Here is a 26,406-nt window from a genome sequence, read left to right on the forward strand (position 1 = left end):
AACCGCGCCCCACAGAGCGGACATCCAGGACATCGTGAGGGTCCGGGAGCCTCGGCATAGGGTGGACGACCATGACGTGGCTGATCACCGGCGGTGCCGGATACATAGGGGCGCATGTGGCGCGGGCCATGACGGGGGCCGGGGAACGGGTGCTCGTCCTGGACGACCTCTCGGCCGGGGTGCCCGCGCGGCTCCCCGCCGACGTGCCGCTGATCCGGGGCTCTTCGCTGGACGGCGGCCTGCTGAAGCGGGTGCTGGCCGAGCACGCGGTGACGGGTGTGGTGCATCTCGCGGCGCGCAAGCAGGTCGCCGAGTCGGTGGCGCAGCCGACCCGCTACTACCAGGAGAACGTCGGCGGGCTCGCGACCCTGCTGGAGGCGGTCGCGGAGGCCGGGATCGAGCGCTTCCTCTTCTCCTCGTCGGCGGCCGTCTACGGCAACCCCGCTGTGGAACTGATCACCGAGGAGACGCCCTGCGCCCCCGTGAACCCCTACGGCGAGACCAAGCTCGCCGGGGAGTGGCTGGTGCGGGCGGCCGGACAGGCACACGGGATCTCCACCGTGTGCCTGCGCTATTTCAACGTCGCCGGGGCCGCGGTGCCGGAGCTCGCGGACACCGGCGTCTTCAACATCGTCCCCATGGTCTTCGACCGGCTCACCCGCGGCGAGGCCCCGCGGATCTTCGGCGACGACTATCCGACGCCGGACGGCACCTGCGTCCGTGACTACATCCATGTGTCCGACCTTGCCGAGGCGCATCTCGCGGCGGCCCGGCGGCTGTCCGACGGCGGACAGCGCGGGGATCTGACGGTCAACATCGGTCGCGGCGAGGGCGTGTCCGTACGCGAGATGGTCACGGTGATCGGCGAGGTGACCGGAGACCGACGGCCCGCGGTCGTGGAGCCCCGGCGTCCCGGGGACGCCCCGGTCTCGGTGGCCTCGGCCGCCCGGGCCGCCGAGACGCTCGGCTGGAGCGCGCGGCGAGGGGTGCGCGAGATGATCGAGTCCGCCTGGCGCGGCTGGCTGCTGCACCACGACTGAGGCTCTCCCTGACCTGCGCTTCGTTTCCGCAGGTCAGGGCACATGACAACGGTGTTCAGTGCCGCGTTGCCCGATACCCCCCACCCGTAGTTCACTGTGATCCCGGGCAGGCTGTTCCGGGTCAACGCGTAGGAGGCGGCTTCCATGGGGGCAGGGCACGATCACGGGCACGCGCACTCGCACGCGCCGACCGGCGGTACGGCGACCGCCGCGTACGTCGGCACGCTGCGGGTGGCGTTGTCGATCACGCTCACCGTCATGGTGGTCGAGATCGTCGGCGGTATCGTCGCCGATTCCCTCGCCCTGGTCGCGGACGCGGCGCACATGGCGACGGACGCGCTGGGCCTCGGCATGGCCCTCCTCGCGATCCACTTCGCGAACCGCCCGCCGACCGGCAACCGCACCTTCGGGTACGCCCGCGCGGAGATCCTCGCGGCCCTCGCGAACTGTCTGCTGCTGCTCGGCGTCGGCGGCTACGTCCTCTACGAGGCGATCCAGCGGTTCGTCACGCCGGCCGACACCGAGGGCGGGCTGACCATCGTGTTCGGCGCGATCGGCCTGGTCGCGAACATGATCTCGCTGACCCTGCTGATGCGCGGCCAGAAGGAGAGCCTCAACGTGCGTGGGGCGTTCCTGGAGGTCGCGGCGGACGCGCTGGGCTCGCTCGCGGTGATCGTCTCGGCAGCGGTGATCCTTACCACGGGCTGGCAGGCCGCCGACCCGATCGCCTCGCTCGTCATCGGCGTGATGATCGTGCCGCGCACCTTCAAGCTGCTGCGCGAGACGCTGGACGTCCTGCTGGAGTCGGCGCCCAAGGATGTCGACATGACGGAGGTGCGGAACCACATCCTGGCCCTGGACGGCGTCGAGGACGTCCACGACCTGCATGCCTGGACGATCACCTCGGGCATGCCGGTACTGTCCGCCCACGTGGTGGTGCGCTCCGACGTCCTCAGCGCCATCGGCCACGAGAAGATGCTGCACGAGCTCCAGAACTGCCTCGGCGACCACTTCGACGTGGAGCACTGCACCTTCCAGCTGGAGCCGGGCGGGCACGCGGAGCACGAGGCGCACCTGTGCCACTGATCGCTGCCGCACCACTGACACACATGTACGGTGCATGAAACGCCCGTTCTGACGGAATGCAGCGATCCGGCGCACCTTTGCGTCCTCCACCCCACAGCCCCGCCCCGAGCGGTTCCCCACCCGCCGCGCCGGGCACGATCAACTGCCGGGAGTGCCGGAATCGTGCGGCACACTTGGGGCGCGAAGACCGATGTGAAGGATGGGTATGCCGACCACACCTGCCACCACGACGCACACTCCGTCGAACGGCGCCGCGAACGCGATCCTGCTGGAACTGGTCGACGAGCAGGGTGTGACGATCGGCACCGCGGAGAAGCTCGCCGCCCACCAGCCGCCGGGACAGCTGCACCGCGCCTTCTCGGTGTTCCTCTTCGACGAGCGGGGCCGGCTGCTCCTCCAGCAGCGCGCGCTGGGCAAGTACCACTCCCCCGGCGTGTGGTCCAACACCTGCTGCGGCCACCCCTACCCGGGCGAGGCGCCCTTCGCGGCGGCGGCCCGGCGCACCTACGAGGAGCTGGGCGTCTCCCCGTCGCTGCTCGCCGAGGCGGGCACGGTCCGCTACAACCACCCGGACCCGGACTCAGGCCTGGTCGAGCAGGAGTACAACCACCTCTTCGTCGGCATGGTGCAGTCCCCGCTCGGCCCCGACCCGGAGGAGGTCGCCACGACCGCCTTCGTGACCCCGGCCGAGCTGGCGGAGCGGCACGCGAAGGACACCTTCTCGTCCTGGTTCATGACGGTGCTGGACGCGGCCCGTCCCGCGGTCAGGGAGCTGACGGGCCCCTCCGCCGGCTGGTGAGGTTTCCGGGCCCTCAGAGCACGCGCACGGCCTTGAGCGGCAGGGCGGCCCAGATCACCTTGCCGCCGCCGGCCGTGTGCTCGACGTCGCAGGCACCGCCCGCCTCCCGGGTGATCTCGCGGACCAGGAGCAGTCCCCGGCCACCCTCGCCACTGTGGTCGGTCTCCAGGGCGGTCGGGCGGTAGGGGTGGTTGTCCTCCACGGACACCCGCACCCACTCCGCGCCCACGGCTACCTCCACGGCGAGCATGGGCGAGAGCAGGGCCGCGTGCCGGACGGCGTTCGTCACCAGCTCGGACACGATCAGCAAAAGGCCCTGGACGAGGTCGTCCGAGACGGGCACTCCCTGGCGGTACAGCAGGTCCCGCACGGCGTGTCGCGCCTGCGGCACCGACGCGTCGACAGCGGGGGCGGTGAACCGCCACACACCCTCGTACGGCAATGGATCCGGCGTGCGCGGGTCGAGGGGGCCCGGTTCGCGGGGGTCCGGGTTGCGGGGGTCCGGTTCGAGGGGGTCCTCTCCGCTGTCCGTCGGGCGAGGGCCGGACCCGCGCCCATGGTCGTCCATTCTTCGGTCGCCACCCTTGCGCTCGATTGTCACCACATGTCGAGTGTTGGTAGCGCGTCACTCCACTCCGGAGACCTGAACAGAAGTCAGCGCATATCGAGTGTCCCTGACCGATTCCGTACGGAACTCATCAAGTCGTGGCGATGTGGCGGCGCTCTCCTGCTGTTCGGTGACCGTACAGAGGATCTCGCGCACAGTACGGTCGAGGCGTACGGCTAGCATCCGACGCATGGAGCTCTCGGAGCCGCAGCTGCTGCACACCGTCGTCGACTCGGTCGCCACCGTCGTGGTCCACCATCCGGCCAAGCGTAATGCCATGACGGCCGCGATGTGGCGGGCACTGCCGCCGCTGCTGGACACGCTGGCCGCCGATCCGGGCGTCCGGGCGCTCGTGCTGACCGGCGAGGGCAAGACGTTCTGTGCGGGCGCCGACATCTCCACGCTGACTCGGTCACCGGAGGAGGCGCAGGGGCTCGCGGTGCGCGCCGAGGAGGCCCTCGCCGCGTTTCCGAAGCCGACGCTGGCGGCGGTCCGGGGGCACTGTGTGGGCGGCGGGTCGCAGCTCGCGGCGGCGTGCGATCTGCGGTTCGCCGAGGAGGGCGCGCTGTTCGGCGTGACGCCGGCGAAGCTCGGGATCGTGTATCCGGCCTCCTCCACCCGGCGGTTGGTGTCGCTGGTCGGCCCGGCCGCCGCCAAGTACCTGCTGTTCTCCGGCGAGTTGATCGACGCGGAGCGCGCGCTGCGCACGGGTCTGGTCGACGAGGTGCTGCCCGAGGGTGAACTCGAAAAGCGGATCGGGGAGTTCACCCGGATCCTGGCGTCCCGCTCGCAGCTGACGCAGGCCGCGGCGAAGGAGTTCGCGAACGGCCGCACGGACCGGGACGCCTACTGGATCGAGCAGGCGCGGGGCAGCGGCGACACCGCGGAGGGGGTCGCCGCGTTCCTGGAGCGCCGTCAGCCGCAGTTCACGTGGTCGGTTCCTGGCCGAGGATGAACCGGCTGCTCGACCGGATCAGCTCGACGACCTCCGCGGGTGCCTTCTGCGGGGCTCCGGCGTCGTAGGGCGGCTGCGGGTCGTACTCGATACCCAGTTGTACGGCCTGGGCCACGAAGTCGCCGGCGATCCGGCCGAGCAGGGCGAGCCCCATGTCGATGCCGGAGGAGACCCCGGCCGCGGTCACGTACTTGCCGTCCGTGACGACCCGCTCCCCCGTCGGCTCGGCCCCGAACCTCCTCAGTTCGTCGAGCGCCAGCCAGTGCGAGGTGGCCCGGCGCCCTTCCAGGAGGCCCGCGGCGGCGAGCAGCAGGGAGCCGGTGCACACGGACGTGGTCCAGGTGCTGGTGGCGTCGGCGGCGCGGATCCAGTCGAGAAGGGCCTTGTTCGTCATCTGCGGGGTCTGGCCCGGGCCGCCCGGGACGACCACGAGGTCGGGGTCCGGCACTTCAGCCAAGGTCCGGTCGGCGATGAGCGCGAGGTTCCCGCTGTCGGTCCGGACGGGACCGGTCTCCTCGGCGACGAAGACGACCTCGGAGTCCGGGAGGCGCCCGAGGGTCTCGTACGGTCCTACGGCGTCCAGGGCGGTGAAGCGGTCGTAGAGCACGATGGCGATCTGCACAGGGTGTCCTTTCAGCGGGCCGGGGTCGGGTGGAAGCGGCGGCGGTACTCGGAGGGGGCCGTGCCGAGGGCTTTGACGAAGGCACGGCGCATCCCCTCGGGCGTGCCGTAGCCGCTGGCGCGCGAGATCTCCTCGATGCCGTCCGAGGTGTCCTCCAGGAGGCGGCGGGCGTGTTCGAGGCGGACCCGGTCCACGTACCGGCCCGGTGTCATGCCGGTCTCGGTCAGGAAGGCACGGGCGAAGTGGCGGGGCGAGAGGCGGGCCCGGGCGGCGAGGGCCTCGACGCTCAGGTCGTCGGCGGGGTGCTCGGTGATCCACAGCTGGACCTCGCGCAGCGGCTCGCGCTGCGCGGTCTGGGCGGCGAGCTGGGCGCTGAACTGGGCCTGGTTGCCGGGCCTGCGCAGGAAGACGACCAGGTGGCGGGCGATGGTGAGGGCGGTGTCACGGCCCAGGTCCTCCTCGACCAGGGCGAGCGCCAGGTCGATGCCCGAGGTGACACCGGCGGAGGTCGACACCGGCCCGTCGCGCACGTATATCGGGTCGGGGTCCACCTCGACGGCCGAGTGGTCGCGGGCGAGCTTGTCGCTGTACGCCCAGTGCGTGGTGACCCGGCGGCCGTCCAGGAGCCCCGCCTCGGCGAGCCGGATGGCACCGGTGCACACCGAGACCAGGCGCTCGGCCCGGGGCCCGTGCTCGCGCAGCCACTCGGTGAGGCGCGCGTCGGGGCGCCGGGTGCCCTGGCCGCCGGGCACCAGGAGGGTGTGCGGGGCATCGGCCTGTGCGAGGGCTTCGTCCGGTACGACGGTCAGGCCGCTGGAGGTGCGTACGGGAGCGCCGTCCAGCGAGGCCGTGCGGATGCGGTAGGTGCCCGGGGTGTGCTGCTCGGCCCCGGCGAAGACCTCCAGCGGGCCGGTGACGTCGAGGCTCTGCACGCCGTCGAAGAGGACGAAGAGGACGGTTCGCTGCGCCATGCCCCCAATTCTTGAGCCGGGGCGCGATGGCGGCAATGACGAGTTCCCCACCTTTCCTGCCATGCCGGACGCACCCGTCGTCGACGCACCGTCGAGTGGATACCAAGCGGTCGGTAACCTGCACCTCATGACTACTGCCGTCCTGGAATCGCGCGCCGGCCGCCGCTGTCACAACCCGCTCAACTCCCTGCACGCCGCGCACTACTTCTCCCCCGATCTGGGCAGGGAGCTGGCCGCGATCGGCGTCACCCACCCGCGGGCCGTCAACTTCGCGGTGCGGGCCGCCGCGCTGGGGCCGGTCGGTGCGGGGGCGGTGACGGCCGCGTTCTACAACTACAAGCACGAACTGGTGGCCGAGCACGTGCCCGCCGTGTGGCGGACCGCCACGCCCGAACAGGTCCTGGCGGCACGCGTGCGTGCCGTCGACGCGACACTGCGCCGCCTGCTCGGCGACGAGAGCGTGGCCTCGGACGAGATGGCCGAGGCCGCGCGGCTCGCCCTCCGGGCCACGGAGGCCTGTTCGCGCGCCGCGCGCCCGCTGTACTCCGCGCACGCCGACCTGCCGGTGCCCCAGGAGCCCCACCTGGCGTTCTGGCACGCCGCGACGCTGCTGCGCGAGCACCGGGGCGACGGACATCTCGCCGCCCTGATGTCCGCGGAGCTGGACGGTCCGGAGGCCCTGGTGACCCACACCGCGACGGGCCGGGGCATGACACCGTCCTGGGTGTTCACCACGCGTGGATGGACGCGACAGGAGTGGGACGCGGCCGTCGGACGGCTCCGCGAGCGCGGAGTGCTGGACGCCGACGGTGAGCTGACCGAGCGCGGTGCCGCCCTGCGGGACGAGATCGAGGCGGAGACGGACCGGCTGGACCGGGCCCCGTACGAGCACCTCGGGGCCGAGGGCGTACGACGGCTGACCGAGCTCGCCGTGGGGTTCGCGCGAGCCGCGGCGGTCGCGGGGGCCTATCCCGCGGACCTGATCGGCAAGCGCTGAAGTTTCGGGCGACGAAGATTGCCGGGCCGTCTCGGAGGTACCCGTTCTTCTCCCGGTCGTCGTGGCCGGGAGAGGAAAGGGGATGCACATGTTCCGCGCGATCGCAGACGTCCTGCGCCAGATCGGTGGCGCCATCGCCACCGTGGTGACCCTGCCCTTCCGGGCCGTGGCCCGGCTGTTCGGCGGTGCGTCCAGCTCCACCAGGAGCCGCAGGGCCTGATGACCACGGCCGGATGACCGCGCCCTGATCCCCGACTGTCGGTGCCGCCTGCCACAATTGCCGCGCAACCTCAGTGAGAAGGCGGTACGGGATCGTGACGACACCCGGGTCCAGCGGGTCCACCAGCACAGGGTCGATCGAAAGCAGGATCGCCGAGGAACTCGGCGTACGGGAGCGGCAGGTCAAGGCTGCCGTGGAACTGCTCGACGGCGGTTCCACGGTTCCCTTCATCGCCCGCTACCGCAAGGAAGCGACCGAGATGCTCGACGACGCGCAGCTGCGCACGCTCGAGGAGCGGTTGCGGTATCTGCGGGAGCTGGAGGAGCGGCGGGCGGCGATCCTCGACTCGGTGCGTGAGCAGGGCAAGCTCACCGAGGAACTGCAGGCCCGGATCCTGGGCGCGGAGACCAAGGCGCGCCTCGAGGACATCTACCTGCCGTTCAAGCCGAAGCGCCGCACCAAGGCGCAGATCGCGCGCGAGGCGGGCCTTGAGCCGCTCGCCGAGGGTCTGCTCGGTGACCCGGGTGTCGCTCCGCTCGCCGCGGCCGCCGCGTTCGTCGACGCCGACAAGGGCGTGCCGGACGCGCAGGCCGCGCTGGACGGTGCCCGGGCGATCCTGGCCGAGCGCTTCTCGGAGGACGCGGACCTGATCGGGGAGCTCCGCGAGCGCATGTGGGTGCGCGGCCGGCTGGCCGCCAAGGTCCGGGAGGGCAAGGAGGAGGCGGGCGCCAAGTTCGCCGACTACTTCGACTTCGCCGAGCCCTTCACCGCCCTGCCCTCGCACCGGATCCTGGCGATGCTGCGGGGCGAGAAGGAGGAGGTCCTCGACCTCGTCCTGGAGCCGGAGGAGGCCACGGAAGGGCCGTCGTCCTACGAGGGCATCGTGGCCCACAAGTTCGGGATCGCCGACCGCGGCCGCCCCGGCGACAAGTGGCTGACGGACACCGTCCGCTGGGCCTGGCGGACCCGCATCCTCGTGCACCTCGGCATCGACCTCAGGCTGCGCCTGCGGACGGCCGCCGAGGACGAGGCGGTCAACGTGTTCGCGGCCAACCTCCGTGACCTGCTGCTCGCCGCCCCGGCCGGCACGCGCGCGACGCTCGGCCTGGACCCCGGCTTCCGTACGGGCGTGAAGGTCGCCGTGGTCGACGCGACCGGCAAGGTCGTCGCCACGGACGTCATCCACCCGCACGTCCCGGCCAACAGGTGGGACGAGGCGATCGCCAAGCTGGCCCGGCTCGCCAAGGAGCACGCGGTCGAACTGATCGCGATCGGCAACGGGACGGCGTCCCGTGAGACCGACAAGCTCGCCGGTGAACTCATCACCAGGCACCCTGAGCTGAAACTCACCAAGGTGATGGTGTCCGAGGCGGGTGCCTCCGTGTACTCGGCCTCCGCGTTCGCCTCGCAGGAGCTGCCCGACATGGACGTGTCCCTGCGCGGCGCGGTCTCCATCGCGCGCCGCCTCCAGGACCCGCTGGCCGAGCTGGTGAAGATCGACCCGAAGTCGATCGGCGTCGGCCAGTACCAGCACGACCTGTCCGAGGTGAAGCTCTCGCGTTCGCTGGACGCGGTGGTGGAGGACTGTGTGAACGGCGTGGGGGTCGACGTGAACACCGCGTCCGCCCCGCTGCTCTCCCGGGTCTCCGGGATCACCTCCGGGCTGGCCGAGAACATCGTGTCGCACCGCGACGCGAACGGCCCGTTCAAGTCCCGCACCGAGCTGAAGAAGGTGGCCCGGCTGGGCCCCAAGGCGTACGAGCAGTGCGCGGGCTTCCTGCGGATCCGTGGCGGCCATGACCCGCTGGACTCCTCCAGCGTGCACCCGGAGGCGTATCCGGTGGTGCGGCGCATGGTGAAGACCGCCGGGCAGGAAGTGGCCTCCCTCATCGGCAACACGGGTGTGCTGCGCTCGCTTCGGCCGCAGGATTTCGTGGACGAGACGTTCGGTCTGCCCACCGTGACCGACATTCTCAAGGAGCTGGAGAAGCCGGGGCGTGACCCTCGGCCCGCCTTCAAGACGGCGACCTTCAAGGAGGGCGTCGAGAAGATCTCCGACCTGGTTTCCGGGATGGTCCTCGAAGGGGTCGTGACGAACGTGGCGGCGTTCGGGGCGTTCATCGACATCGGTGTCCACCAGGACGGTCTGGCGCATGTCTCGGCGCTGTCGAAGACGTTCGTCAAGGATCCGCGGGACGTGGTCAAGCCCGGCGACATCGTCAAGGTGAAGGTGCTGGACGTCGACATTCCGCGCAAGCGGATCTCGTTGACGCTGCGGCTCGACGACGAAGCGGCGGCGAAGCCCTCCGGAGAGGAACGCCGTCAGCCGCAGCGGGGTGGGCGGCCGCCTCAGCAGCGGCAGCGGCAGCAACCCCGGCAGCAGCAGGCGCCTGCTCCGGGCAACAGTGCGATGGCCGATGCTCTGCGCAAGGCCGGGCTGCTGGATTCCAAGAAAAAGGGGCGGTAGCGGTAGCGGGGAACTGCGGGCCGGCTGTGGCTGGTCGCGCAGTTCCCCGCGCCCCTCAGTAGGTCAGCGTTCCGTCACCTTGCCCGCTGAGACCTCCAGGCGGCGGGTCACCCGCACCGCGTCCAGCATTCTGCGGTCGTGCGTCACCAGCAGCAGGGTGCCCTCATAGGCGTCCAGAGCTGATTCCAGCTGTTCGATCGCCGGCAGGTCGAGATGGTTGGTGGGCTCGTCCAGGACGAGGAGATTGACGCCCCGGCCCTGCAACAAGGCGAGCGCCGCCCGCGTCCGCTCCCCCGGTGACAGCGTCGCCGCCGAGCGCATGACGTGGTCGGCCTTCAGGCCGAACTTGGCCAGGAGGGTGCGGACGTCCGCCGGCTCCGTGTCGGGGACCGCCGCGCAGAAGGCGTCCAGCAGGGCCTCCTCGCCGTGGAACAGCTTGCGGGCCTGGTCGACCTCGCCGATCAGGACGCCGGAGCCCAGGGAGGACTGGCCGGAGGTCAGCGGCACCCGGCCCAGCAGGGCGCCGAGCAGGGTGGACTTGCCGGCGCCGTTCGCGCCCGTGACCGCCACCCGGTCCGCCCAGTCGATCTGCAGGGAGACCGGGCCCAGGACGAAGTCGCCCTGGCGGACCTCGGCGTCCCGCAGTGTCGCGACGACCGCACCCGAGCGCGGGGCCGACGCGATCTCCATGCGCAGTTCCCACTCCTTGCGCGGCTCGTCGACGACATCGAGGCGTTCGATCATGCGCTGGGTCTGGCGGGCCTTCGCGGCCTGCTTCTCGCTGGCCTCGCTGCGGAACTTGCGGCCGATCTTGTCGTTGTCGTTGCTCGCCTTGCGGCGCGCGTTCTTCACGCCCTTGTCCATCCAGGAGCGCTGCATCTGCGCCCGGTCCTGGAGGGCGGCCCTCTTGTCGGCGTACTCCTCGAAGTCGTCCCGGGCGTGCCGGCGGGCGACCTCGCGCTCCTCCAGGTAGGCCTCGTAGCCGCCGCCGTAGAGGGTGATCTGCTGCTGGGCCAGGTCGAGTTCGAGGACCTTGGTGACGGTGCGGGTGAGGAACTCGCGGTCGTGGCTGACCACCACCGTGCCGGCTCGCAGGCCCTTCACGAACCGCTCCAGGCGCTCCAGGCCGTCCAGGTCGAGGTCGTTGGTCGGCTCGTCGAGGAGGAAGACGTCGTAGCGGGACAGGAGGAGGGAGGCGAGACCCGCCCTGGCTGCCTGGCCGCCGGACAGGGAGGTCATCGGCTGGTCCAGGTCGACCGCGAGGCCCAGGGAGTCGGCGACCTCCTCGGCCCGTTCGTCGAGGTCGGCGCCGCCGAGGTCCAGCCAGCGCTCCAGGCTGGTGGCGTAGGCGTCGTCGGCGCCCGGGGCCCCGTCGACCAGGCCCTGGGTCGCCTCGTCCATCACCCGCTGGGCTTCGGCGACTCCGGTGCGGCGGGCGAGGAACTCGCGCACGGTCTCCCCCGGACGCCGCTCCGGCTCCTGCGGCAGGTGTCCGACGGTGGCCGTCGGCGGGGAGAGCCTGAGCTCCCCCTCCTCCGGCGCCAGCAGGCCGGCGAACATCCGGAGCAGCGTGGACTTGCCCGCGCCGTTGGCCCCGACCAGGCCGATCACATCTCCGGGCGCGACGACGAGGTCGAGCCCGCTGAACAGGGAACGGTCGCCGTGGCCGGCGGCGAGGTTCTTGGCGACGAGGGTGGCAGTCATCAGACCGTCGATCCTAATGGCCGTGGTGGGTGCCCTGCGCTCCGGTTCTCAGCGGGCCATCGCCTCCACCAGGACACTTCCCGAGGTGCGTGCCACCACGAACGATTCTCCCCGCACCGCCTTGGCGTCCAGGGCGATCCGGTGCCGGCCCACTTCGAGGACGCCGTCGAAGATCTCCCGGGCGTGGGTGCGGTACAGCCGGTCGAGGCGGTACGCCGTCAGGCGCACCCGGCACGGCGAGGTGACCTCGACGCCCGCCTCGCCGTCGGCGGCCACCAGACGGGTCAGCCGACGCCGTTCGACCGGGCTGCGGTCCAGGGCGTGCTCTATCTGGGCCACGAGCAGCGGGACGATCGGGGCGAGGCCGTCCACGTAGGCCACGTCGACGCCCGCGCGGAGGAACGAGCGTCGTACGGCGGCACGTTCCTCCTCGGTGACCGCGCGGCCGAAGGCTACGGCGCCGTAGCCGCGCAGTTCGTCGGCGGGGACGTCGGCCACGCCGTGGGTGATGTCGGCGCCGATGCCGATGGTGCGCAGGGCGGCGGCCAGTTTGGCGAGGACGGCGACGCGGGCGCCGATGAGCAGGACGCGGCGGCGGGCGCCCTCGGAGTCGCTGCCGCCCTGGAGCAGGGAGGCGAGCGCCGCCCGGTACTCGGCGCCCTGGAAACGGAACGGCCCGATGCCGTGGTAGCCGTTGAGCCGGAGGTCCACGTCCTCCGCGGTCTGCCAGGCGAAGTCCCGCCAGATGACGTCGTCGCCGTCCCGCTCGATGACGGCGGTGACGGCACCGCAGGCGAGGTCCTCGCACTCGGGGCAGCCGTAGATGACGTGACGACCGCTCGGAAGCGGGGCGTCCGTCTCGCCCAGGAGGCTGCGGACCTGGGCGGTGAAGATCGCCGGTGGGACGTCGGAGGCGAGTGGGGAGACGGCGTCGAGGTCGGAGAGCTGGAAGAGGAGCGGGCGGCCGTCGACGATGAAGTCCACGAAGTCCCGGTGTATCTGGAAGTCACCGTTGGCGAGGACTCCACCGGCACGCATCGCCGGTGCCAGGCCGAAGGTCGCGTATGCGGCAGACATGGGGTGAGTATTCCCGCCTTTTGGGCGGTCTGAGCACGGTGTGGGGTATTCCGCTTGCAGCGGGTGCCCGGATCGCCCGACCTGGGCGAGGAGTCGGCCGTGCGCGCCGCCGTCGTCGGCGTACGCGTGGTCGAAGGAGGAGCCGGCGAGGCGTGCCCGGACGGGGCGCGGAGGAGGCGACCTCATCGCCTCCTCCGCACGCGTGCCGGACTCATGCGTGGTCGTGGCCCAGCGGGTCGCCCTCCGTCTCCGTGCCGGGGCCGGGACCGATCTGGATCCCGAAGTCGCCGTCGTACTTGCGGTGGCCCTCGATCACGGCGAGTTCGACGGCCTCGGAGCCCATCTCGCCGCGCACGATGAGCGGGTCCCGGCGCAGATCGCGCATGAGGGCGACGCACATGCCGATCATCACGAGGACGAAGGGCGCGGCGGCCAGGATCGTGAGGTTCTGCAGGCCGGTGAGCGCGTCGCCCTGGCCGCTGCCGACGAGCAGCATGATGGCGGCGACCGCCCCTGTGACGACACCCCAGAACACGACGACGAAACGGCCGGGTTCGAGGGCGCCCCGCTGGGAGAGCGTGCCCATCACGATGGACGCGGCGTCGGCGCCCGAGACGAAGAAGATGCCGACCAGGATCATCACGAGGAGGCTGGTCGCGGTGGCGACGGGGAACTCCTGGAGCACGCCGAAGAGTTGGCCCTCGGGCGTGTCCTCGCCGCCGAGCGCGCCGCCCTCCTTCAGCTTCATGGCCGTACCGCCGAAGATCGCGAACCAGACGAGGCTGACCGTGCTGGGCACGAGGATGACGCCGCCGACGAACTGCCGGATGGTGCGGCCGCGGCTGATCCGGGCGATGAACATGCCGACGAAGGGCGTCCAGGAGATCCACCAGGCCCAGTAGAAGACGGTCCAGCTGCCGAGCCAGTCCGCTACGCCCTTGCCGCCGCTGGCCTCGGTGCGGCCGGCGAGCTGGGGCAGGTCGCCGAGGTAGGAGAAGACCGAGGTGGGCAGCAGGTCGAGCACGATGATCGTGGGACCGGCGATGAACACGAACACCGCGAGGATCAGGGCGAGCACCATGTTGGTGTTGGACAGCCACTGGATGCCCCGCTCGATGCCGGAGACGGCCGAGAGCACGAAGGCCAGGGTCAGCACGGCGATGATCGTGACGAGCAGGCCGGTGCTGACGTCGTCCATCCAGTTCAGTTCCTGGAAACCGGAGCCGATCTGGAGGGCGCCGAGACCGAGGGAGGCCGCGGAGCCGAAGACGGTGGCGATGATCGCGAGGATGTCGATCACCCGGCCCGCGGTGCCGTTCGCGTGCTTCTCCCCGATGAGCGGGGTGAACACGGCGCTGATGGTCTGGCGCCTGCGCTTTCGGAAGGTGCTGTAGGCGATGCCGAGGCCGACCACCGCGTAGATCGCCCACGGGTGCAGGGTCCAGTGGAAGAGGGTGGTGGCCATCGCCGTCTCCATGCGTTCACCGGAGTTGGCGGGGTTCGTGCCCGGGGGCGGGGTCGTGTAGTGCGAGAGGGGCTCGCTGACGCCGTAGAACATCAGGCCGATGCCCATGCCCGCGCTGAACATCATCGCGACCCAGGACACCGTCTTGAACTCGGGCTCCTCGCCCTCGGCGCCCAGGTGGATGCGGCCGTAGCGGCTCATCGCGAGCCACAGGGCGAACACCACGAAGCATGAGGCGGCCAGCATGAAGGCCCAGCCGCCGTTGTGGATCAGCCCGTTGAGCATCGTGGTGGAGACGTCCTCCAGGGAGTCCGTCGCCGCCCAGCCCCAGATCACGAAGGCCAGCGTGATGACGGCGGTGACACCGAACACCACCCGGTCGGTCTCGTGGCCGAGAATGCCCGCGGGCCCTTCCCGGCCGCCTCTCTTCTTCAGGTCTTCAGTCATCTGCGGCACCTTCCCCAGGGGCGGTGGATACTCCGGTATTCACACAGTTCCCCAGGACCTACCACAGGTGCCGCAGATCTCGACCGATTCAGCAGCCGGTGTCGGGCCCTCCGACCGGCTCCCCGGCCGCGAGGTGGTACGGGGCGCGTGCGTCGAGGAGCAGGGGGACGAGGGCGCGCAGCGGCTGGCGCAGCGGGACGTAGCTGCCCTTCGTCCTCACTCCGTGCAGGGCGAGTTCGTCCTTCACCTGCGTGTACTGGGCGTGGGTGAGCCGGTAGCCGCAGGGCGGATCCTGGATCACCTCGGCGGGTTCGGGTGGGTCGTTGTCGGCGCCGCCGAGGAAGACGGGGCCTGTGGAGAGGCGGTGACGGGCCTCGGTGGTGGCCTTCTCGACCTGACCGCGGCGCTCGTCAGCGAATCGGAACAGGCCCTTCAGAGCAACGAGTTGGGAGTCCACCCGGCGCCGGTTGTTGCCCGCCTCGTCCGTGTCCGTCAGGGGCTCGACGCGGCTCTCGATCAGCAGGCCGATCGCGTGCTTGATGCCCGACATGTTGCGCAGGATGCGTTCCTGGCCGTCACCGGCGACCTGTTTGACGGGGTCGCCGGTGACCGGGTCGGTCCAGATGCCGTACGTGCCGGTCGAGTAGCCGGCTCCTGCGGCAGCCGGTCGTACATACGCCTGGGACAGGGTCTCGGCCTCGTCGTGGACGGCCCGGTCGGTGTTGAGGTTGCGGGGCCAGAGGTCGAAGAGGTCCTTGTCGTAGTAGCGCGGGGTGGCCGAGTATTCGTGCAGGTCGTAGATCACGTCCGGTTGCCGGTCGCGGACGACCCTCGCCATGGCGCGGGCCTCTGCGGTGGTCAGGGCGAGATGGTCGCGGTTGATGTCGACGCCATCGCTGTTGCCGCGGGTGTCGGCGGCCCGGCCGTCCGGGTTGGCGGTGGGCACGACCAGCACGGTGGTGCGGTCGAGGAAGCGCCGGGTGCGGGCGTCCTTCGCGTATGCCAGATCCCGGACCTTGGTGAGACAGGCTTCGCGTCCGGAGGGTTCGTCGCCGTGCTGGCTGCACACGAGCAGGACCTTGTTCGGGGCGTGGCGTGCGCCGACCTGGACGAGATGGAGGGGGCGGCCCTGTTTCGTCGTGCCGATGCGGCCGAGGGAGACCCGGCCGCTCGCTCGATCGACCTGTGTGAGGAAGTCCCGTTCCTCGGACTCGCTCGTCCAGCGGGCGCCCGCTGTCCTCTCGAAGCCGGTGCGGGGCGGGGCCTCGGTGGCTTCGACCGGTGCCGCGACCAGGGACGCGGCCAGCGCCGCCACGCTTGCGGTGACCGCTCGGATGATCATCGTCCCTCCGGGACGCGGTGGGCGGTGCGCGGAGCCCGGACACCGTCGAGGGCCGCCGTCTCGTTCGGTACGACCGTCTCGGCGCCCTTCGTCGCGTGCGCGAAGGCGGACGCGCCGCCGACCAGCGGGACGCGGGCCGAGGTGCGGGCCAGGTCGATCGTGAGGGTGGGCCTGGTGGACGGCGGGTCGATGAGGTCCTTGTCGGTACCCGCGACGATCAGGGCGAGGCGGTGGCCCGCCGGGACGACGTGGTCCGTGGCGCCGAGGTCGAGGGTGATGGTGTACGCCTTGCCCGGGGTCAGCGGGACGCCCTTCCGGTCCGAGGCGTAGTTCCCCAGGTCGGCCCAGCCGCGGCTGACCACCGTGTAGTCGACCGCGGCGGTCTTCGCCCGGGTCTCCTTGAAGCAGGCGCTGTCACCGGTGGTGCTGACGCCCCAGCAGGTGCGGTCGGTGAGGGTGGCGATGCCTTCGCCCGCGGCCGCGTAGTCGCGGATGGTGTCGGGGCCGAGGTCCACGAGTACGGCGGAGAGGTGGGCCGTGGTCGTGGTCGGGCTCGCCGTGACGGTGACCTTGGAGGAGCCGGACAGGCGAAGGTCCTTGCTGAGGGTTCCGGTGGTGAAGCCCGCCTTGTCGGGGGTCGACGTGTCGATCCGGGCGGCCCAGTCGGTCTCGCTCAGCGCCGGGTCGTCGGTGAAGGTCTCGGTGCCCTTGGCCTTGGTGAGGCCGAGGGTGCCGACGCCGGGCTGGGAACCCTGCGCGGGGCGCAGAGTGGCCGTCGAAGTGCCGCGCGGGGGCCAGGACTTGGAGGTGACCCACTGGTCGGGATGGCGTTCGATGTCGGCCATGGGCTCGCGGTCGATGCCGTTGTCGTAGCCGAGGAGTTCGTGGTCGAACCAGCGGTGCAGGGTGTCGACCCATTGCGCGCGCCGGAAGTCGAAGGGGTCGACGTGACCGGTCTGGGAGAGCCAGATCTTGCGCTCCACGCCGTTCTTCGCGAGGGCGTCCCACCACGGACCGACGTGCTGGAGACGGACGTTGAGGTCCTGCATGCCATGGATCAGAAAGACGCTGGCCTTGACCTTGCGCGCGTCCTTCACATAGTCGCGCTCGGTCCACAACGGGGTCCAGTCGCCGGAGCGGGGCGCCTGGTCGACGAGTTTCTGCTGGACCGCGGCGCACTTGGCGCGGGCGTCGGGGCTGTCGACGTAGTCGGAGAGCCAGTCGGGGCCGGAGTCGTAGAGCGGGGCGCCGTTGGAGAAGTAGTAGTCGTACCAGGTGGAGATGGCGCTGATCGGGACAATGGTCTTCAGGCCCTCGACCCCGGTGGCGGCGACGCCGTTGGCGATGGTGCCGTCCCAGCTCTTGCCGATCATGCCCGTCTTGCCGTTGGTCCAGGTGGCCTTGGCCTTCGCTGTGCCCGTGCGGCTGGTGTAGGCAGTGGCCCGGCCGTTCAGCCAGTCGACCACCGCTTTCGCCGTTTGGATGTCGGAGCGGCCGCCGACGTCCACACAGCCGTCGGAGCGGTTGGTGCCGGCGAGGTCGACGCCGACGAAGGCGTAGCCGCGGGGCACGAAGAAGTTGTCGTAGAACAGCGGCATCTGGACGACGTCGCCGTTCGCGTCGTACGTCTTCAGCTGGCTCTCGTTGCCGCGTCCGCAGCAGGAGTAGTAGGGGCTGGCGTCCATGATGACCGGGACCTTGCGGCCCTGCTGGGCTGGTTCGCGGGGCCGGACGATGTCGACGGCGACGCGGTCCGTCTTTCCGTCACCGTCGCCGTCGAGCCGGGTGTCCACCCAGACGGCCTCGCGGACGGCGTTGCCGTACGAGTAGATCGGTTGGCTCTCTCGCGCGGTCGCCTGCGCCTGTGCCTGCGCGGTCGCGGGGGCGAGGAAGGTCGCCAGCAGGGCGGCTGTGGCCGCGGCGGCTGTCGTGAGCGGTCTCCAGGTCGTGAAGCGCGTGCGTATCGACATGCGCGGACGGTACTGCGGTCAACTCCCGCACAAAAGAGGGCCCCTTGAGTCCATGTCGGCCGAATGGCGATCGTGTGACAGGGGTGGCTGTGGACACATCCGGCTCACAGGTGGTGAATAGGCTGCGAACAGACTCGGTCCCCCCACGACTTGGAGCTTTCGTGCACCGCAGACTCATCGCACCGGGCGCACTCGCGGCGGCCTCCCTGATGCTGGCGATCCCGGCGTCGGCGGCGGGCTTCTCCCCCGGCGCTCCGGGGATCGGCGACCCCTATTACCCGGACTACGGCAACGGCGGATACGACGTCTCGCACTACGACCTGCGGCTGAAGTACCAGCCCACGACGGACGAGTTGGAGGGTACGGCGACCCTTCTCGCGCGCACCACGCAGGATCTGTCGCGCTTCGATCTGGACTTTCTGCTCGACGTGAACGAGGTGCGGGTCAACGGCGCCAAGGCGTCGTTCACGACCTCCGGCGAGCACGAGCTGGAGATCACCCCGAAGTCGCCGCTGGCCAAGGGCAGTTCCGTCACCGTGGTGGTCCGTTACAGCGGGGTGCCGTCGTCGAAGCAGGCGTACGGCTTCACCAGCTGGCACCGCACTCCCGACGGCGGCGTCGGGGCGAACGAGCCCGAGGCGGCCTGGTGGTGGTTCCCGAGCAACGACCACCCGCTCGACAAGGCAACCTACGACGTGTCGGTCCTGGTGCCGGACGGCAGCCAGGCCATTTCCAACGGCACGCTCCAGTCGACGAGTTCACGCCTCGGCTGGACCCGCTGGAACTGGCGCTCCGACAAGCCGCAGGCCACCTATCTGGCGACCCTGGCCGTCGGTCGCTTCGACCTCACGACCGGGACGACCGACGGCGGCATTCCGGTCGTCAACGCGTACAGCAAGGACCTCGGTGCCAACTACGGGGCCGCGCGGGCGAGCGTCGAGCGGACCGGGGAGATCGCCGACTGGCTGAGCTCGTATTTCGGACCGTACCCCTTCGACGCACTCGGCGGTTACGTGCCGAACACCACCACCGGGTACGCGCTGGAGACGCAGACCCGGCCCTTCTACAGCCCACGGCAGTTCGCGAACGGCTCCAACACCTCCGTGGTCGTCCACGAGTTGGCCCACCAGTGGTACGGCGACCTGGTGTCCGTGCGCGGATGGAAGGACATCTGGATCAACGAGGGGTTCGCGCGGTACGCGCAGTGGCTGTGGTCCGAGCACGAGGGCGAGGGGACCGCGCAGGAGCTCGCCGACTACGTGTACGCCTCGCATCCGGCGGACGACGCCTTCTGGACGGTGAAGCCGGGTGACCCGGGGCCGGAGAACCAGTTCGACATCGCCGTCTACGACCGGGGCGCGCTGGCCCTGCAGGCGCTACGGAACGAGATCGGCGACGAGGCGTTCTTCGCCGTGCTGAAGGGCTGGCCACAGAAGCACGCTTACGGCAACGCTTCCGTCGCCGACTTCCAGAAGTACGCCGAGGAGGTCTCGGGGCAGCCGCTCGCCGCGCTGTTCGACACGTGGCTGTTCCAGCCGTCGAAGCCGGCGGCACCGGCGGCACGGGGCGTGTCAATCGCGCAGGCCACCGAGGCCGCGGGGGCTTCCGTACAGCCGAAGTCGTGGAAGAAGATCGCGGCGACGAACGACGTGCACGCCGAGTAGGGGTCGGGGGCGGCCTATCCTTCGACCCCCGTCGAGGTGTGGGCCGCCCCGACCGGCTTGGACTCCGGCGAGCCGCGCTGTCTGAGGTAGACGGAGAGGATGGCCATGGAGGCCACCGCGAGGAGTTCGGACTGCCAGTTCTGGAGGGTGCGGCTCCAGAAGTCCGCGGAGCCTATGTAGCTGCCCCAGCTCATGGGGGCCTGGAGCTGACGCAGTTGCTCCTCGTTGTAGGCGGCGACGCCGCTGATCGACTGGGCCAGCCAGGAGAAGGCGAAGATGGCCCCCATGACCAGTCCGAGGGAGTGGGAGTAGAGCCCTAGGCGCAGTCCGCCGGCACCGGCCCATCGGGGGGAGTTCCGGTGGGCGTACCTTCCGACCTGCTGGTCCTCGTCGGACTCCGTTCCGGCTTTGTGCATCTCCTTCGACTCGGGCGAGCCCCGCTGGAGGAGCCAGACGGTCGCCGTGATGTAGAGGAAGAACTGGAGATACTCCGACTGCCAGTTCTCCGTCACGTCGACGGCGAAGTCGGAGGACATGAGGTATTCGCCGACGCCGACCTGGGCGAGTCCCTCGGTGGTGAGCTGGTTGTTGAAGTCCGCGTAGCCCGCGATCGCCTGGCCGGCGAGGGCCAGCAGGAATCCGATGCCGAAGGCCAGACCGAGGCCGTTGTCGCGCAGGAAACCGCGGGTGCGTGTGGTCATCGGGGTGCGTGTGGTCATCGGTGCATCAGCCCCATGAGAGTGAAGTAGACGAGGCCGCTGAGGACGACGACCAGACAGAGCGTGAACATGGTCCGCATACGCCGTCAGCCTCCCTGGAGCGTGCATTGGTACGGCTGGCCGGGGCGGGGGGTGCAGCCGGCGGCGACGACTTTCCAGCCGTCTGGGAAGAGGGAGAGGAAGAGGGTGTCCGCGTCCAGGACGACGCGGGCCTGTCTGCCGTAGAGGTCCACTCGGTGGGCGATGCCGCCGAGGGGGATGTCCTGGGAGGCGATCGCCTTTTCGCAGCTCGCCTTCTCGGACTGCTCCAGTTCGCTGCGGGTTTCCGGTGCGAGAGCGGTGCACAGGCCGGCCGGGTCGTGGGCGCGCAGACTTCGCTCGAATCCGGTGGCCGCGGCCTCGGCGTCCGATCGGCGCTCTCCGACGCTGCCGCAGCCCGAGAGGACCAGTCCCAGCAGGGCCAGGAGTATCAGCGCGCTGATCCGGTGCGGCTTTCTCACCCGGCCCGGGTACCCGATTCCTCCCGATGCAAGAAAGCGGCCACGCGGACGAGGAGGGCGTCCCTCGTGATCGCGTCCGTCTCCGTCGACGGCACGGTGCAGGCGTGGGCGCCGGCCACCGCGCCGTACAGGGCGCACCGGTGCGGGGGCTCGCCGGTCAGACGGCCGAAGAGGAAGGCGGCGGCGAAGGCGTCACCGGCGCCGTTGGAGTCGATCACGGGGGCGGGCGGGGGGACCGGCGGGATGTGGGTCAGCTCGCCGTCGGCGAGGAGGTACGCGCCCTCGGCGCCGGCCGTGGCGACGACCACCTCGGCGCGGCCGCGCCCGGCGATGTCGCGCACGGTGCGCTCGGGGTCGGTGAGGGCGGCCGCGGACAGGAAGACCACATCGGCCGCGAGGGCGAACGGCTCGTGGTACGGGTTCTCGCCGTCCCAGTCGTGCAGGTCGGTGGAAAGGGTCGCGCCGGTCTCCCTGAGGAGCGGGAGGGCGTGGGCGCAGGGGTGGGTGATCGAGACGTGGACATGACGGCTCGCCTCGGCGAGGAGCCGCAGGGTGTCCGGCGGGATACGGTCGCCGTCGTGCGCGCGGCTGGTGTCGTACAGGGACAGGCGCCTGCCGTCGGGGCCGACGAGGTTGACGGCCCGCTTGGTGCCGGCGGGTTGGGGTACGGCAGTGAGCGCGATGCCGCGGTCGCGGTGCAGGGTGCGGACGAGGTCGCCCTCGGGGTCGTCGCCGAGGAAGTCGAGGTGGTGGGTGTTCATGCCGAGAGCGCCGAAGCCCACGGCGACGAAGTCCCCGGTCTGCCCCGCGCGGGTGCGGATGCCGGAGTCGATCATGTAGCTGTCGGCGTAGGGCAGGGGCAGCGCGGGCACGTACACGATGGTGTCCACCCCGGCTCCGCCGAGCACGAGCACGTCGATGTCCCGGCTCATGTCAGCCCTCGCCGCGGTCGTAGACGGTGACGGTGAGGCCGCGTTTCACCAGCCGCTCGATGATCAACGGCTCTACGCGGGGCCATTTCCCACCGGCCAACCCACACCCGATCCGTGGCATGTGCACGGACGCACCGAGTTCGACGGCCTTGTCGGCCAGCCGTCCCAGGGCCTCGTCGATCGCCTCGTAGCGGGCCGGGACGCCTTTGCTGCCCCTCCGAATGCCCCGCTGCCCGATCAGGTTGGCCACCCAGACATACCGCTCGACCTGCACGAACTGCGCGGCGCCCAGCCCGAAGTCGTTCGACGCGCGCCCTCGGTACCACGCGCGGTAGGCAGCCTCCGGCTCGGGCCAGCGCCGCGACACCGCGACGACGAAGCCCCTGCCCCAGCCCCCGATGTCGTTGCAGACATGCGCGATCAGCTTGGTGCCCTTCGCCGACGGAGCGGTGGCGTCGCCTCGGATGTACTTGATCTCCCCCATGACGCCACCGTAGAGGGCAGCACTGACAATGCAATGCGGGCGTCTCGTCAGTCCGCGAGATCGGTCAGTTCGCGGTCCGTCGGCCGCTCCACCCTGCGGCGGATGCCGAACCAGCCGCCCACCAGGAGTACCGCGATCACCGGGATGAGCAGGAGCGTCTTGCGGCCGACCTCGGGGTCGTTCCACATCATGCCCAGGCAGGCCAGCAGGAAGGCGATCGTGGTGATCTCGGTGACCGGGCTGAAGGGCAGGCGGAAGGAGGGGCGGGTGACCAGGCCCGACCGTGCGCGGCGGACGAAGACCAGGTGGCAGACCATGATGATGACCCAGGTGCTGATGACGCCGAGGGAAGCGACGTTCAGCACGATCTCGAAGGCCTGGCTCGGCATGAGGTAGTTCAGGACCACGCCGAGGACGCAGACCGCGCAGGTCAGCAGGATGCCGCCGTAGGGGACCTGGCTGCGGTTCATACGGGCCGTGAACTTCGGGGCCGAGCCCGCCGTCGCCATCGAGCGCAGGATGCGGCCCGTGGAGTACAGACCCGAGTTCAGCGAGGACATCGCCGCCGTCAGGACGACCAGGTTCATCACGTCACCGGCCGCCGGAACCCCGATCTTGGACAGGACCGTGACGAAGGGGCTCTCGTCGGCCGAGTAGACCGAGCCCGGCAGGAGGAGGGCCAGGAGGACGACCGAGCCCACGTAGAACAGGGCCACCCGCCACATGATCGAGTTCACCGCGCGCGGGACGACCTTCTGCGGCTCCGCCGTCTCCCCCGCCGCGACACCGACCAGCTCCAGCGCGGCGTACGCGAAGATCACGCCCTGCATGACGAGGACGACCGGCATCAGACCGTGCGGGAAGACGCCGCCGTTGTCCGAGATCACCGACGCGCCGGGCGTCCGACCGCCCACCTCGTGCTGGGTCGCCAGCAGGAAGATGCCGATCAGCATGAAGCCGACCAGCGTGGCGACCTTGATGATCGCGAACCAGAACTCCATCTCGCCGAAGATCTTCACCGAGATCAGGTTCACGGCGAGGACCACGGCCAGCGCGATCAGGGCCAGCGTCCACTGCGGGATGTCGGTGAACAGGCTCCAGTAGTGCGTGTAGAGCGCGATCGCGGTGATGTCGGCGATGCCGGTCGTCGACCAGTTCAGGAAGTACATCCAGCCGGCGATGTACGCGCCCTTCTCACCGAGGAACTCGCGCGCGTACGACACGAAGGAGCCCGAGGAGGGGCGGTAGAGGACCAGTTCGCCCAGCGCACGGACGACGAAGAAGGCGAAGACCCCACAGACCAGGTAGGCCAGCGCCAGCGCCGGGCCCGCGGTGTGGAGGCGTCCTCCGGCGCCCAGGAAGAGGCCGGTGCCGATCGCGCCGCCGATGGCGATCATGTTGACGTGGCGGGCCTTGAGGTCCTTGCTGTAGCCGGCGTCGCCCGCGTCGGCGGGCATCCGGGCCGCGTCGGTGCGGGGGGCGGCCTGTGCCGATTGCAGGGCGTCCTTGCTCACAGGTGGTACCACTCTCTGGTGCGCCCCAGCGGGTTCCGCTCGGGTGTCCGGACGTGCGTCGGCCCGTACCTCTTGGTGAAAGGCACAGGCCGAGGGGTCACCTTCCCCGGAATCGGCTCCGCACGCGGTGGCGGACCTCACAGAGGGAGCCCTCTCACATGATCGGAACAGGGCTGCCGATCGGGTGTCACAGCAGTGGTGAGACAGCGATACTGCTGCACATGACGACCGACCCCTCCCCCGACACCGAGGCGGATGCCGACAGCGACCACGCCGACGCAGACGAGCCGACCCTCACCGTCGACGAGCTGGCCGCGCGGGCCGGGGTCACGGTCCGCACGGTCCGTTTCTACGGCACGCGAGGGTTGCTTCCGCCGCCGGTGATCGGTCCGCGCCGGGTCGGTCATTACGGCCGCGAGCACCTCGCACGGCTCGCGCTGATCGAGGAGCTCCAGCATCAAGGGATGACGCTGGCCGCGATCGAGCGGTACATGCAGCAGCTGCCGGCCGACCTGAGCGCACGCGACCTCGCGATCCACCGGGCGGTCGTGGCCTCCTGGGCGCCGGACGTCGTGGAGCGGGCGACGCGCGAGGAGCTCCGGCGGCGGGCGGGGCGGGCGCTGAGCGACGACGACCTGGAGCGGCTCGCCGCGATGGACGTCGTACGGCGGGACGGCGACGGTTACCGCGTCGACCTGGGCCTGTTCCGGCTCGGCGTCCGGCTGCTCGACGTCCCGCTGTCGCTGGAGGCGATCCTCGCCTCGCGGAAGGTGCTCATCGAGCACTCCCGGGCCGCCGCGCACGAGTTGTCGCAGCTGTTCCGCGGTGAGGTGGCCCAACGCGACGCGCAGGACGTGAAGTCGTTGTCCGCGCACATGGAACCCCTCGTCGTGCAGGCCCTGTTGACGGCCTTTCAACGGTCCCTGAAGGAGGAACTGCGGGGGTGGGCGTCGGACATAAGCCAAGACTCCTGACACGTTGAGGACGACGTCCGGGACGGGGAACGGCAGAGCCGCTACACGCGGACGGGTACGTCGACCAGCAGCGGTCCGGTGAGGTCGCCCGCCCCGGCCACCAGTTCCTTCAAGTGATCGGCGCTGTCCGCCCGGATCGCGTCGACGCCGAAGAAGTGGGCGGCCCGGGTGAAGTCGAGCGGGCCCAGTTCGGTGCCGGGGCAGGTGCCCTGTGCGCCCATCGCCGTGTACGTGTCCTGGACGGTGCGGTAGGCGCCGTTGTTCATCACCACGAACAGGACGGGGGTGTTCTGGCGGGCCGCGCTCCACAGGCCCTGGAGGCCGAAGAGGGTGCAGCCGTCGCCCAGGACGGCCACGACGGGGCGGTCGGGTTCGGCGAGGGATCGGCCCACGGCGGCGCCGATGCCCCAGCCGAGGCCGCCGCCGACGGTGTGGGTGTAGCTGCCGGGGCTTTCCAGCCGTACGTGTCGGCGGAGCAGCAGGCCGACGGTAATGGCCTCCTCGACGACGACGGCGTTCGGCGGGAGGCCGCTCGCCACGGCGTGGGCTGCGGCCCAAGGAGCCAGCGGGGCCGGGGAGTAGTCGGCGCGGGCCGCGGACTCGACGCGATCGCGTTCGGTGGCGTGGCGTTCGCCGGCGCGGAGGGCGCGGGCCTTCGCGGTCTGTTCGGGTACGCGGTCGCGGAGCAGGTCGGCCAGGCGGTGCAGGGAGGGGGCGAGGGCGCCGACCAGGCCGGTGTCGGCGGGGAAGTTGTGGCCGATCTCGTCCGGGTCGGAGTCGAGTTGGAGGACGGTGAGGCCGGGGGGCAGGGCGGGGCCCGGGGTGTAGTGGTGGGGGGTGAAGGCGTGGGCGCCGACGATCAGGACGGTGTCGTAGGGGGCGAGGGCCGCACGGACCGCGTCGTGGCGGGGCGGAAGCATGCCGGCGTACAGCGGGTGTGTGGTGGGGAAGTCGAGGGCGTCCGCCATGGGCTGGTGGTGGACTACGGCTCCGCAGGTTTCTGCCGTGCGGACGAGCGCGCCGAGGGCGTCCTCGCGGGCAACTCCGTCGCCGGCGACGATCGCCGGGCGGGCGGCCGATCCGAGGAGTACGGCGGCTCGTTCGATGCCGGGGGCCGGGCCGAGCGGGGGTGTGGGGGTGCGGGGCGGGATCTCCAGTTCCGTGTCCTCCTGGAGAAGGTCCGTGGGGATGGAGAGGAACACCGGTCCTGCGGGCGGGCGTTGAGCGAGGGCGAAGGCTCGGCGGAGGGCCAGGGGGAGGTCGCGGGCGTGCTGGATGTCGTACGTCGCCTTCACAGCGGGCGTTGCGAGGCCGATCACGTCGCCGGAGAGCATCGGGTCCTGCTGGAGGTGGCGGCGGTCCTGTTGACCTGCCGTGACGACCAACGGGGTACGGGAGCGGCGGGCGTTGAGGAGGCCGATGAGGCCGTTGGCGAGGCCGGCTGCGATGTGCAGGCTGACGAAGGCGGGGCGGTGGGTGGCTCTGGCGTAGCCGTCGGCCATGGCCACGACCGAACCCTCGTGGACGCCGAGGACGTATTCGGGCGCGTCCGCTGTCTCTGCGAGCGCTGCCAGGAAGGGGAGTTCGGTGGTGCCTGGGTTGCCGAACACGCGGTCCACGCCCTCGTCGCGGAGGATTTCCAGGACGGCGAGGGCGGGGCGGTGACCCATGGTGGCTCCTCGTGGGGGGAGGGGGCAGCGGTGGGGCCTGGTGACCGGCTTGTGGGCCAGCGTCGGGGAGGTGGGGGGTGCAGGGTGACCTTCCGCCAGAGCGCCGAGCCCGGCAGGGCCTTGTCCCGGCTGAACGCGAACACCATCCGGCTGGCCGCGGCCACCTCGGCGTTGCCGCAG

Annotated in this window: 23 protein-coding genes; 9 read left to right on the forward strand and 14 right to left on the reverse strand. The window is 70.7% G+C overall.

Annotated elements, in window-relative coordinates:
* The first annotated feature begins 71 nt into the window (after positions 1-71).
* The 3 genes from galE to idi all read left to right on the forward strand — a co-directional run bounded on the left by galE (position 72) and on the right by idi (position 2,925).
* Positions 72-1,040, forward strand: a complete 969-nt coding sequence (gene galE, locus ABZT02_RS18625) for a UDP-glucose 4-epimerase GalE (RefSeq protein WP_356018976.1) — start codon at positions 72-74, stop codon at positions 1,038-1,040.
* Positions 1,041-1,184: 144 nt separating this feature from the next.
* The gene (locus tag ABZT02_RS18630; RefSeq protein ID WP_356018977.1) at positions 1,185-2,126 is read left to right on the forward strand and encodes a cation diffusion facilitator family transporter; all 942 of its coding nucleotides are present in this window, start codon (positions 1,185-1,187) and stop codon (positions 2,124-2,126) included.
* Between the two features lie 205 nt (positions 2,127-2,331).
* On the forward strand, positions 2,332-2,925 hold the full coding sequence (gene idi, locus ABZT02_RS18635) for an isopentenyl-diphosphate Delta-isomerase (RefSeq protein ID WP_356018978.1): 594 nt from the start codon (positions 2,332-2,334) through the stop codon (positions 2,923-2,925).
* A gap of 13 nt (positions 2,926-2,938) precedes the next feature.
* Here the strand turns inward: idi and ABZT02_RS18640 are convergent, their stop codons facing one another.
* Positions 2,939-3,493: an ATP-binding protein gene (locus tag ABZT02_RS18640; protein ID WP_356018979.1), complete on the reverse strand. Its 555-nt coding sequence runs from the start codon at positions 3,491-3,493 to the stop codon at positions 2,939-2,941.
* Between the two features lie 229 nt (positions 3,494-3,722).
* Here ABZT02_RS18640 and ABZT02_RS18645 point away from each other — a divergent pair, with 229 nt between their 5' ends.
* A complete protein-coding gene (locus ABZT02_RS18645; protein WP_356018980.1) occupies positions 3,723-4,487 on the forward strand; it encodes an enoyl-CoA hydratase-related protein in 765 nt (254 codons plus the stop codon).
* On the opposite strand, the gene ABZT02_RS18650 is transcribed toward ABZT02_RS18645, so the two are convergent.
* Both ABZT02_RS18650 and ABZT02_RS18655 read right to left on the reverse strand, forming a co-directional pair.
* Positions 4,459-5,109, reverse strand: a complete 651-nt coding sequence (locus ABZT02_RS18650) for a DJ-1/PfpI family protein (protein WP_356018981.1) — start codon at positions 5,107-5,109, stop codon at positions 4,459-4,461. The genes ABZT02_RS18645 and ABZT02_RS18650 overlap by 29 nt on opposite strands.
* Positions 5,110-5,120: 11 nt before the next feature.
* Complete coding sequence (locus ABZT02_RS18655) at positions 5,121-6,080, reverse strand: GlxA family transcriptional regulator (RefSeq protein WP_356018982.1); 960 nt, start codon at positions 6,078-6,080, stop codon at positions 5,121-5,123.
* A 127-nt stretch (positions 6,081-6,207) separates the two neighbouring features.
* Here ABZT02_RS18655 and ABZT02_RS18660 point away from each other — a divergent pair, with 127 nt between their 5' ends.
* From ABZT02_RS18660 to ABZT02_RS18670, 3 genes are all read left to right on the forward strand, one after another.
* Positions 6,208-7,077, forward strand: coding sequence for a hypothetical protein (locus ABZT02_RS18660; RefSeq protein WP_356018984.1), 870 nt, complete (start codon positions 6,208-6,210; stop codon positions 7,075-7,077).
* Positions 7,078-7,165: 88 nt separating this feature from the next.
* Positions 7,166-7,297 carry an LPFR motif small protein gene (locus ABZT02_RS18665; protein ID WP_256122763.1) on the forward strand — a complete coding sequence of 44 codons (132 nt, stop codon included), beginning with the start codon at positions 7,166-7,168 and terminating at the stop codon, positions 7,295-7,297.
* Positions 7,298-7,391: 94 nt separating this feature from the next.
* Positions 7,392-9,764, forward strand: a complete 2,373-nt coding sequence (locus tag ABZT02_RS18670; RefSeq protein ID WP_356018985.1) for a Tex family protein — start codon at positions 7,392-7,394, stop codon at positions 9,762-9,764.
* A gap of 63 nt (positions 9,765-9,827) precedes the next feature.
* On the opposite strand, the gene ABZT02_RS18675 is transcribed toward ABZT02_RS18670, so the two are convergent.
* The 5 genes from ABZT02_RS18675 to ABZT02_RS18695 form a co-directional block, all read right to left on the reverse strand.
* A complete protein-coding gene (locus ABZT02_RS18675) occupies positions 9,828-11,468 on the reverse strand; it encodes an ABC-F family ATP-binding cassette domain-containing protein (RefSeq protein WP_356018986.1) in 1,641 nt (546 codons plus the stop codon).
* Between the two features lie 48 nt (positions 11,469-11,516).
* Positions 11,517-12,545: an oxidoreductase gene (locus tag ABZT02_RS18680; protein ID WP_356018988.1), complete on the reverse strand. Its 1,029-nt coding sequence runs from the start codon at positions 12,543-12,545 to the stop codon at positions 11,517-11,519.
* Between the two features lie 211 nt (positions 12,546-12,756).
* A complete protein-coding gene (locus ABZT02_RS18685; protein WP_356018989.1) occupies positions 12,757-14,457 on the reverse strand; it encodes a BCCT family transporter in 1,701 nt (566 codons plus the stop codon).
* 88 nt (positions 14,458-14,545) lie between these two features.
* A complete protein-coding gene (locus tag ABZT02_RS18690; RefSeq protein ID WP_356018990.1) occupies positions 14,546-15,799 on the reverse strand; it encodes a M14 family metallocarboxypeptidase in 1,254 nt (417 codons plus the stop codon).
* Positions 15,796-17,769: a Xaa-Pro dipeptidyl-peptidase gene (locus ABZT02_RS18695; protein WP_356018991.1), complete on the reverse strand. Its 1,974-nt coding sequence runs from the start codon at positions 17,767-17,769 to the stop codon at positions 15,796-15,798. Before ABZT02_RS18695 ends, ABZT02_RS18690 begins: the two co-directional genes overlap by 4 nt.
* Before the next feature lie 161 nt (positions 17,770-17,930).
* Here ABZT02_RS18695 and ABZT02_RS18700 point away from each other — a divergent pair, with 161 nt between their 5' ends.
* Entirely contained in the window at positions 17,931-19,433 is a 1,503-nt protein-coding gene (locus ABZT02_RS18700) for a M1 family metallopeptidase (protein ID WP_356018992.1), read from the forward strand.
* Between the two features lie 14 nt (positions 19,434-19,447).
* On the opposite strand, the gene ABZT02_RS18705 is transcribed toward ABZT02_RS18700, so the two are convergent.
* From ABZT02_RS18705 to ABZT02_RS18725, 5 genes are all read right to left on the reverse strand, one after another.
* Positions 19,448-20,134: a DUF6766 family protein gene (locus tag ABZT02_RS18705; RefSeq protein WP_356018993.1), complete on the reverse strand. Its 687-nt coding sequence runs from the start codon at positions 20,132-20,134 to the stop codon at positions 19,448-19,450.
* A gap of 104 nt (positions 20,135-20,238) precedes the next feature.
* Positions 20,239-20,652 carry a hypothetical protein gene (locus tag ABZT02_RS18710; RefSeq protein ID WP_356018994.1) on the reverse strand — a complete coding sequence of 138 codons (414 nt, stop codon included), beginning with the start codon at positions 20,650-20,652 and terminating at the stop codon, positions 20,239-20,241.
* Positions 20,649-21,584 (reverse strand): PfkB family carbohydrate kinase, encoded by a 936-nt coding sequence (locus ABZT02_RS18715; protein WP_356018995.1) that lies wholly within the window; start codon positions 21,582-21,584, stop codon positions 20,649-20,651. The genes ABZT02_RS18710 and ABZT02_RS18715 overlap by 4 nt, the downstream gene beginning before the upstream one ends.
* Position 21,585: 1 nt before the next feature.
* Positions 21,586-22,068: a macro domain-containing protein gene (locus tag ABZT02_RS18720; RefSeq protein WP_356018997.1), complete on the reverse strand. Its 483-nt coding sequence runs from the start codon at positions 22,066-22,068 to the stop codon at positions 21,586-21,588.
* 47 nt (positions 22,069-22,115) lie between these two features.
* Positions 22,116-23,582: an amino acid permease gene (locus ABZT02_RS18725; RefSeq protein ID WP_356018998.1), complete on the reverse strand. Its 1,467-nt coding sequence runs from the start codon at positions 23,580-23,582 to the stop codon at positions 22,116-22,118.
* Between the two features lie 221 nt (positions 23,583-23,803).
* Here ABZT02_RS18725 and ABZT02_RS18730 point away from each other — a divergent pair, with 221 nt between their 5' ends.
* Entirely contained in the window at positions 23,804-24,556 is a 753-nt protein-coding gene (locus ABZT02_RS18730; protein WP_356018999.1) for a MerR family transcriptional regulator, read from the forward strand.
* 41 nt (positions 24,557-24,597) lie between these two features.
* On the opposite strand, the gene ABZT02_RS18735 is transcribed toward ABZT02_RS18730, so the two are convergent.
* The gene (locus ABZT02_RS18735; RefSeq protein WP_356019000.1) at positions 24,598-26,226 is read right to left on the reverse strand and encodes a thiamine pyrophosphate-binding protein; all 1,629 of its coding nucleotides are present in this window, start codon (positions 26,224-26,226) and stop codon (positions 24,598-24,600) included.
* Positions 26,227-26,406 lie beyond the last annotated feature (180 nt).

This window comes from Streptomyces sp. NPDC005402, assembly GCF_040606575.1.
Lineage (GTDB): Bacteria > Actinomycetota > Actinomycetes > Streptomycetales > Streptomycetaceae > Streptomyces.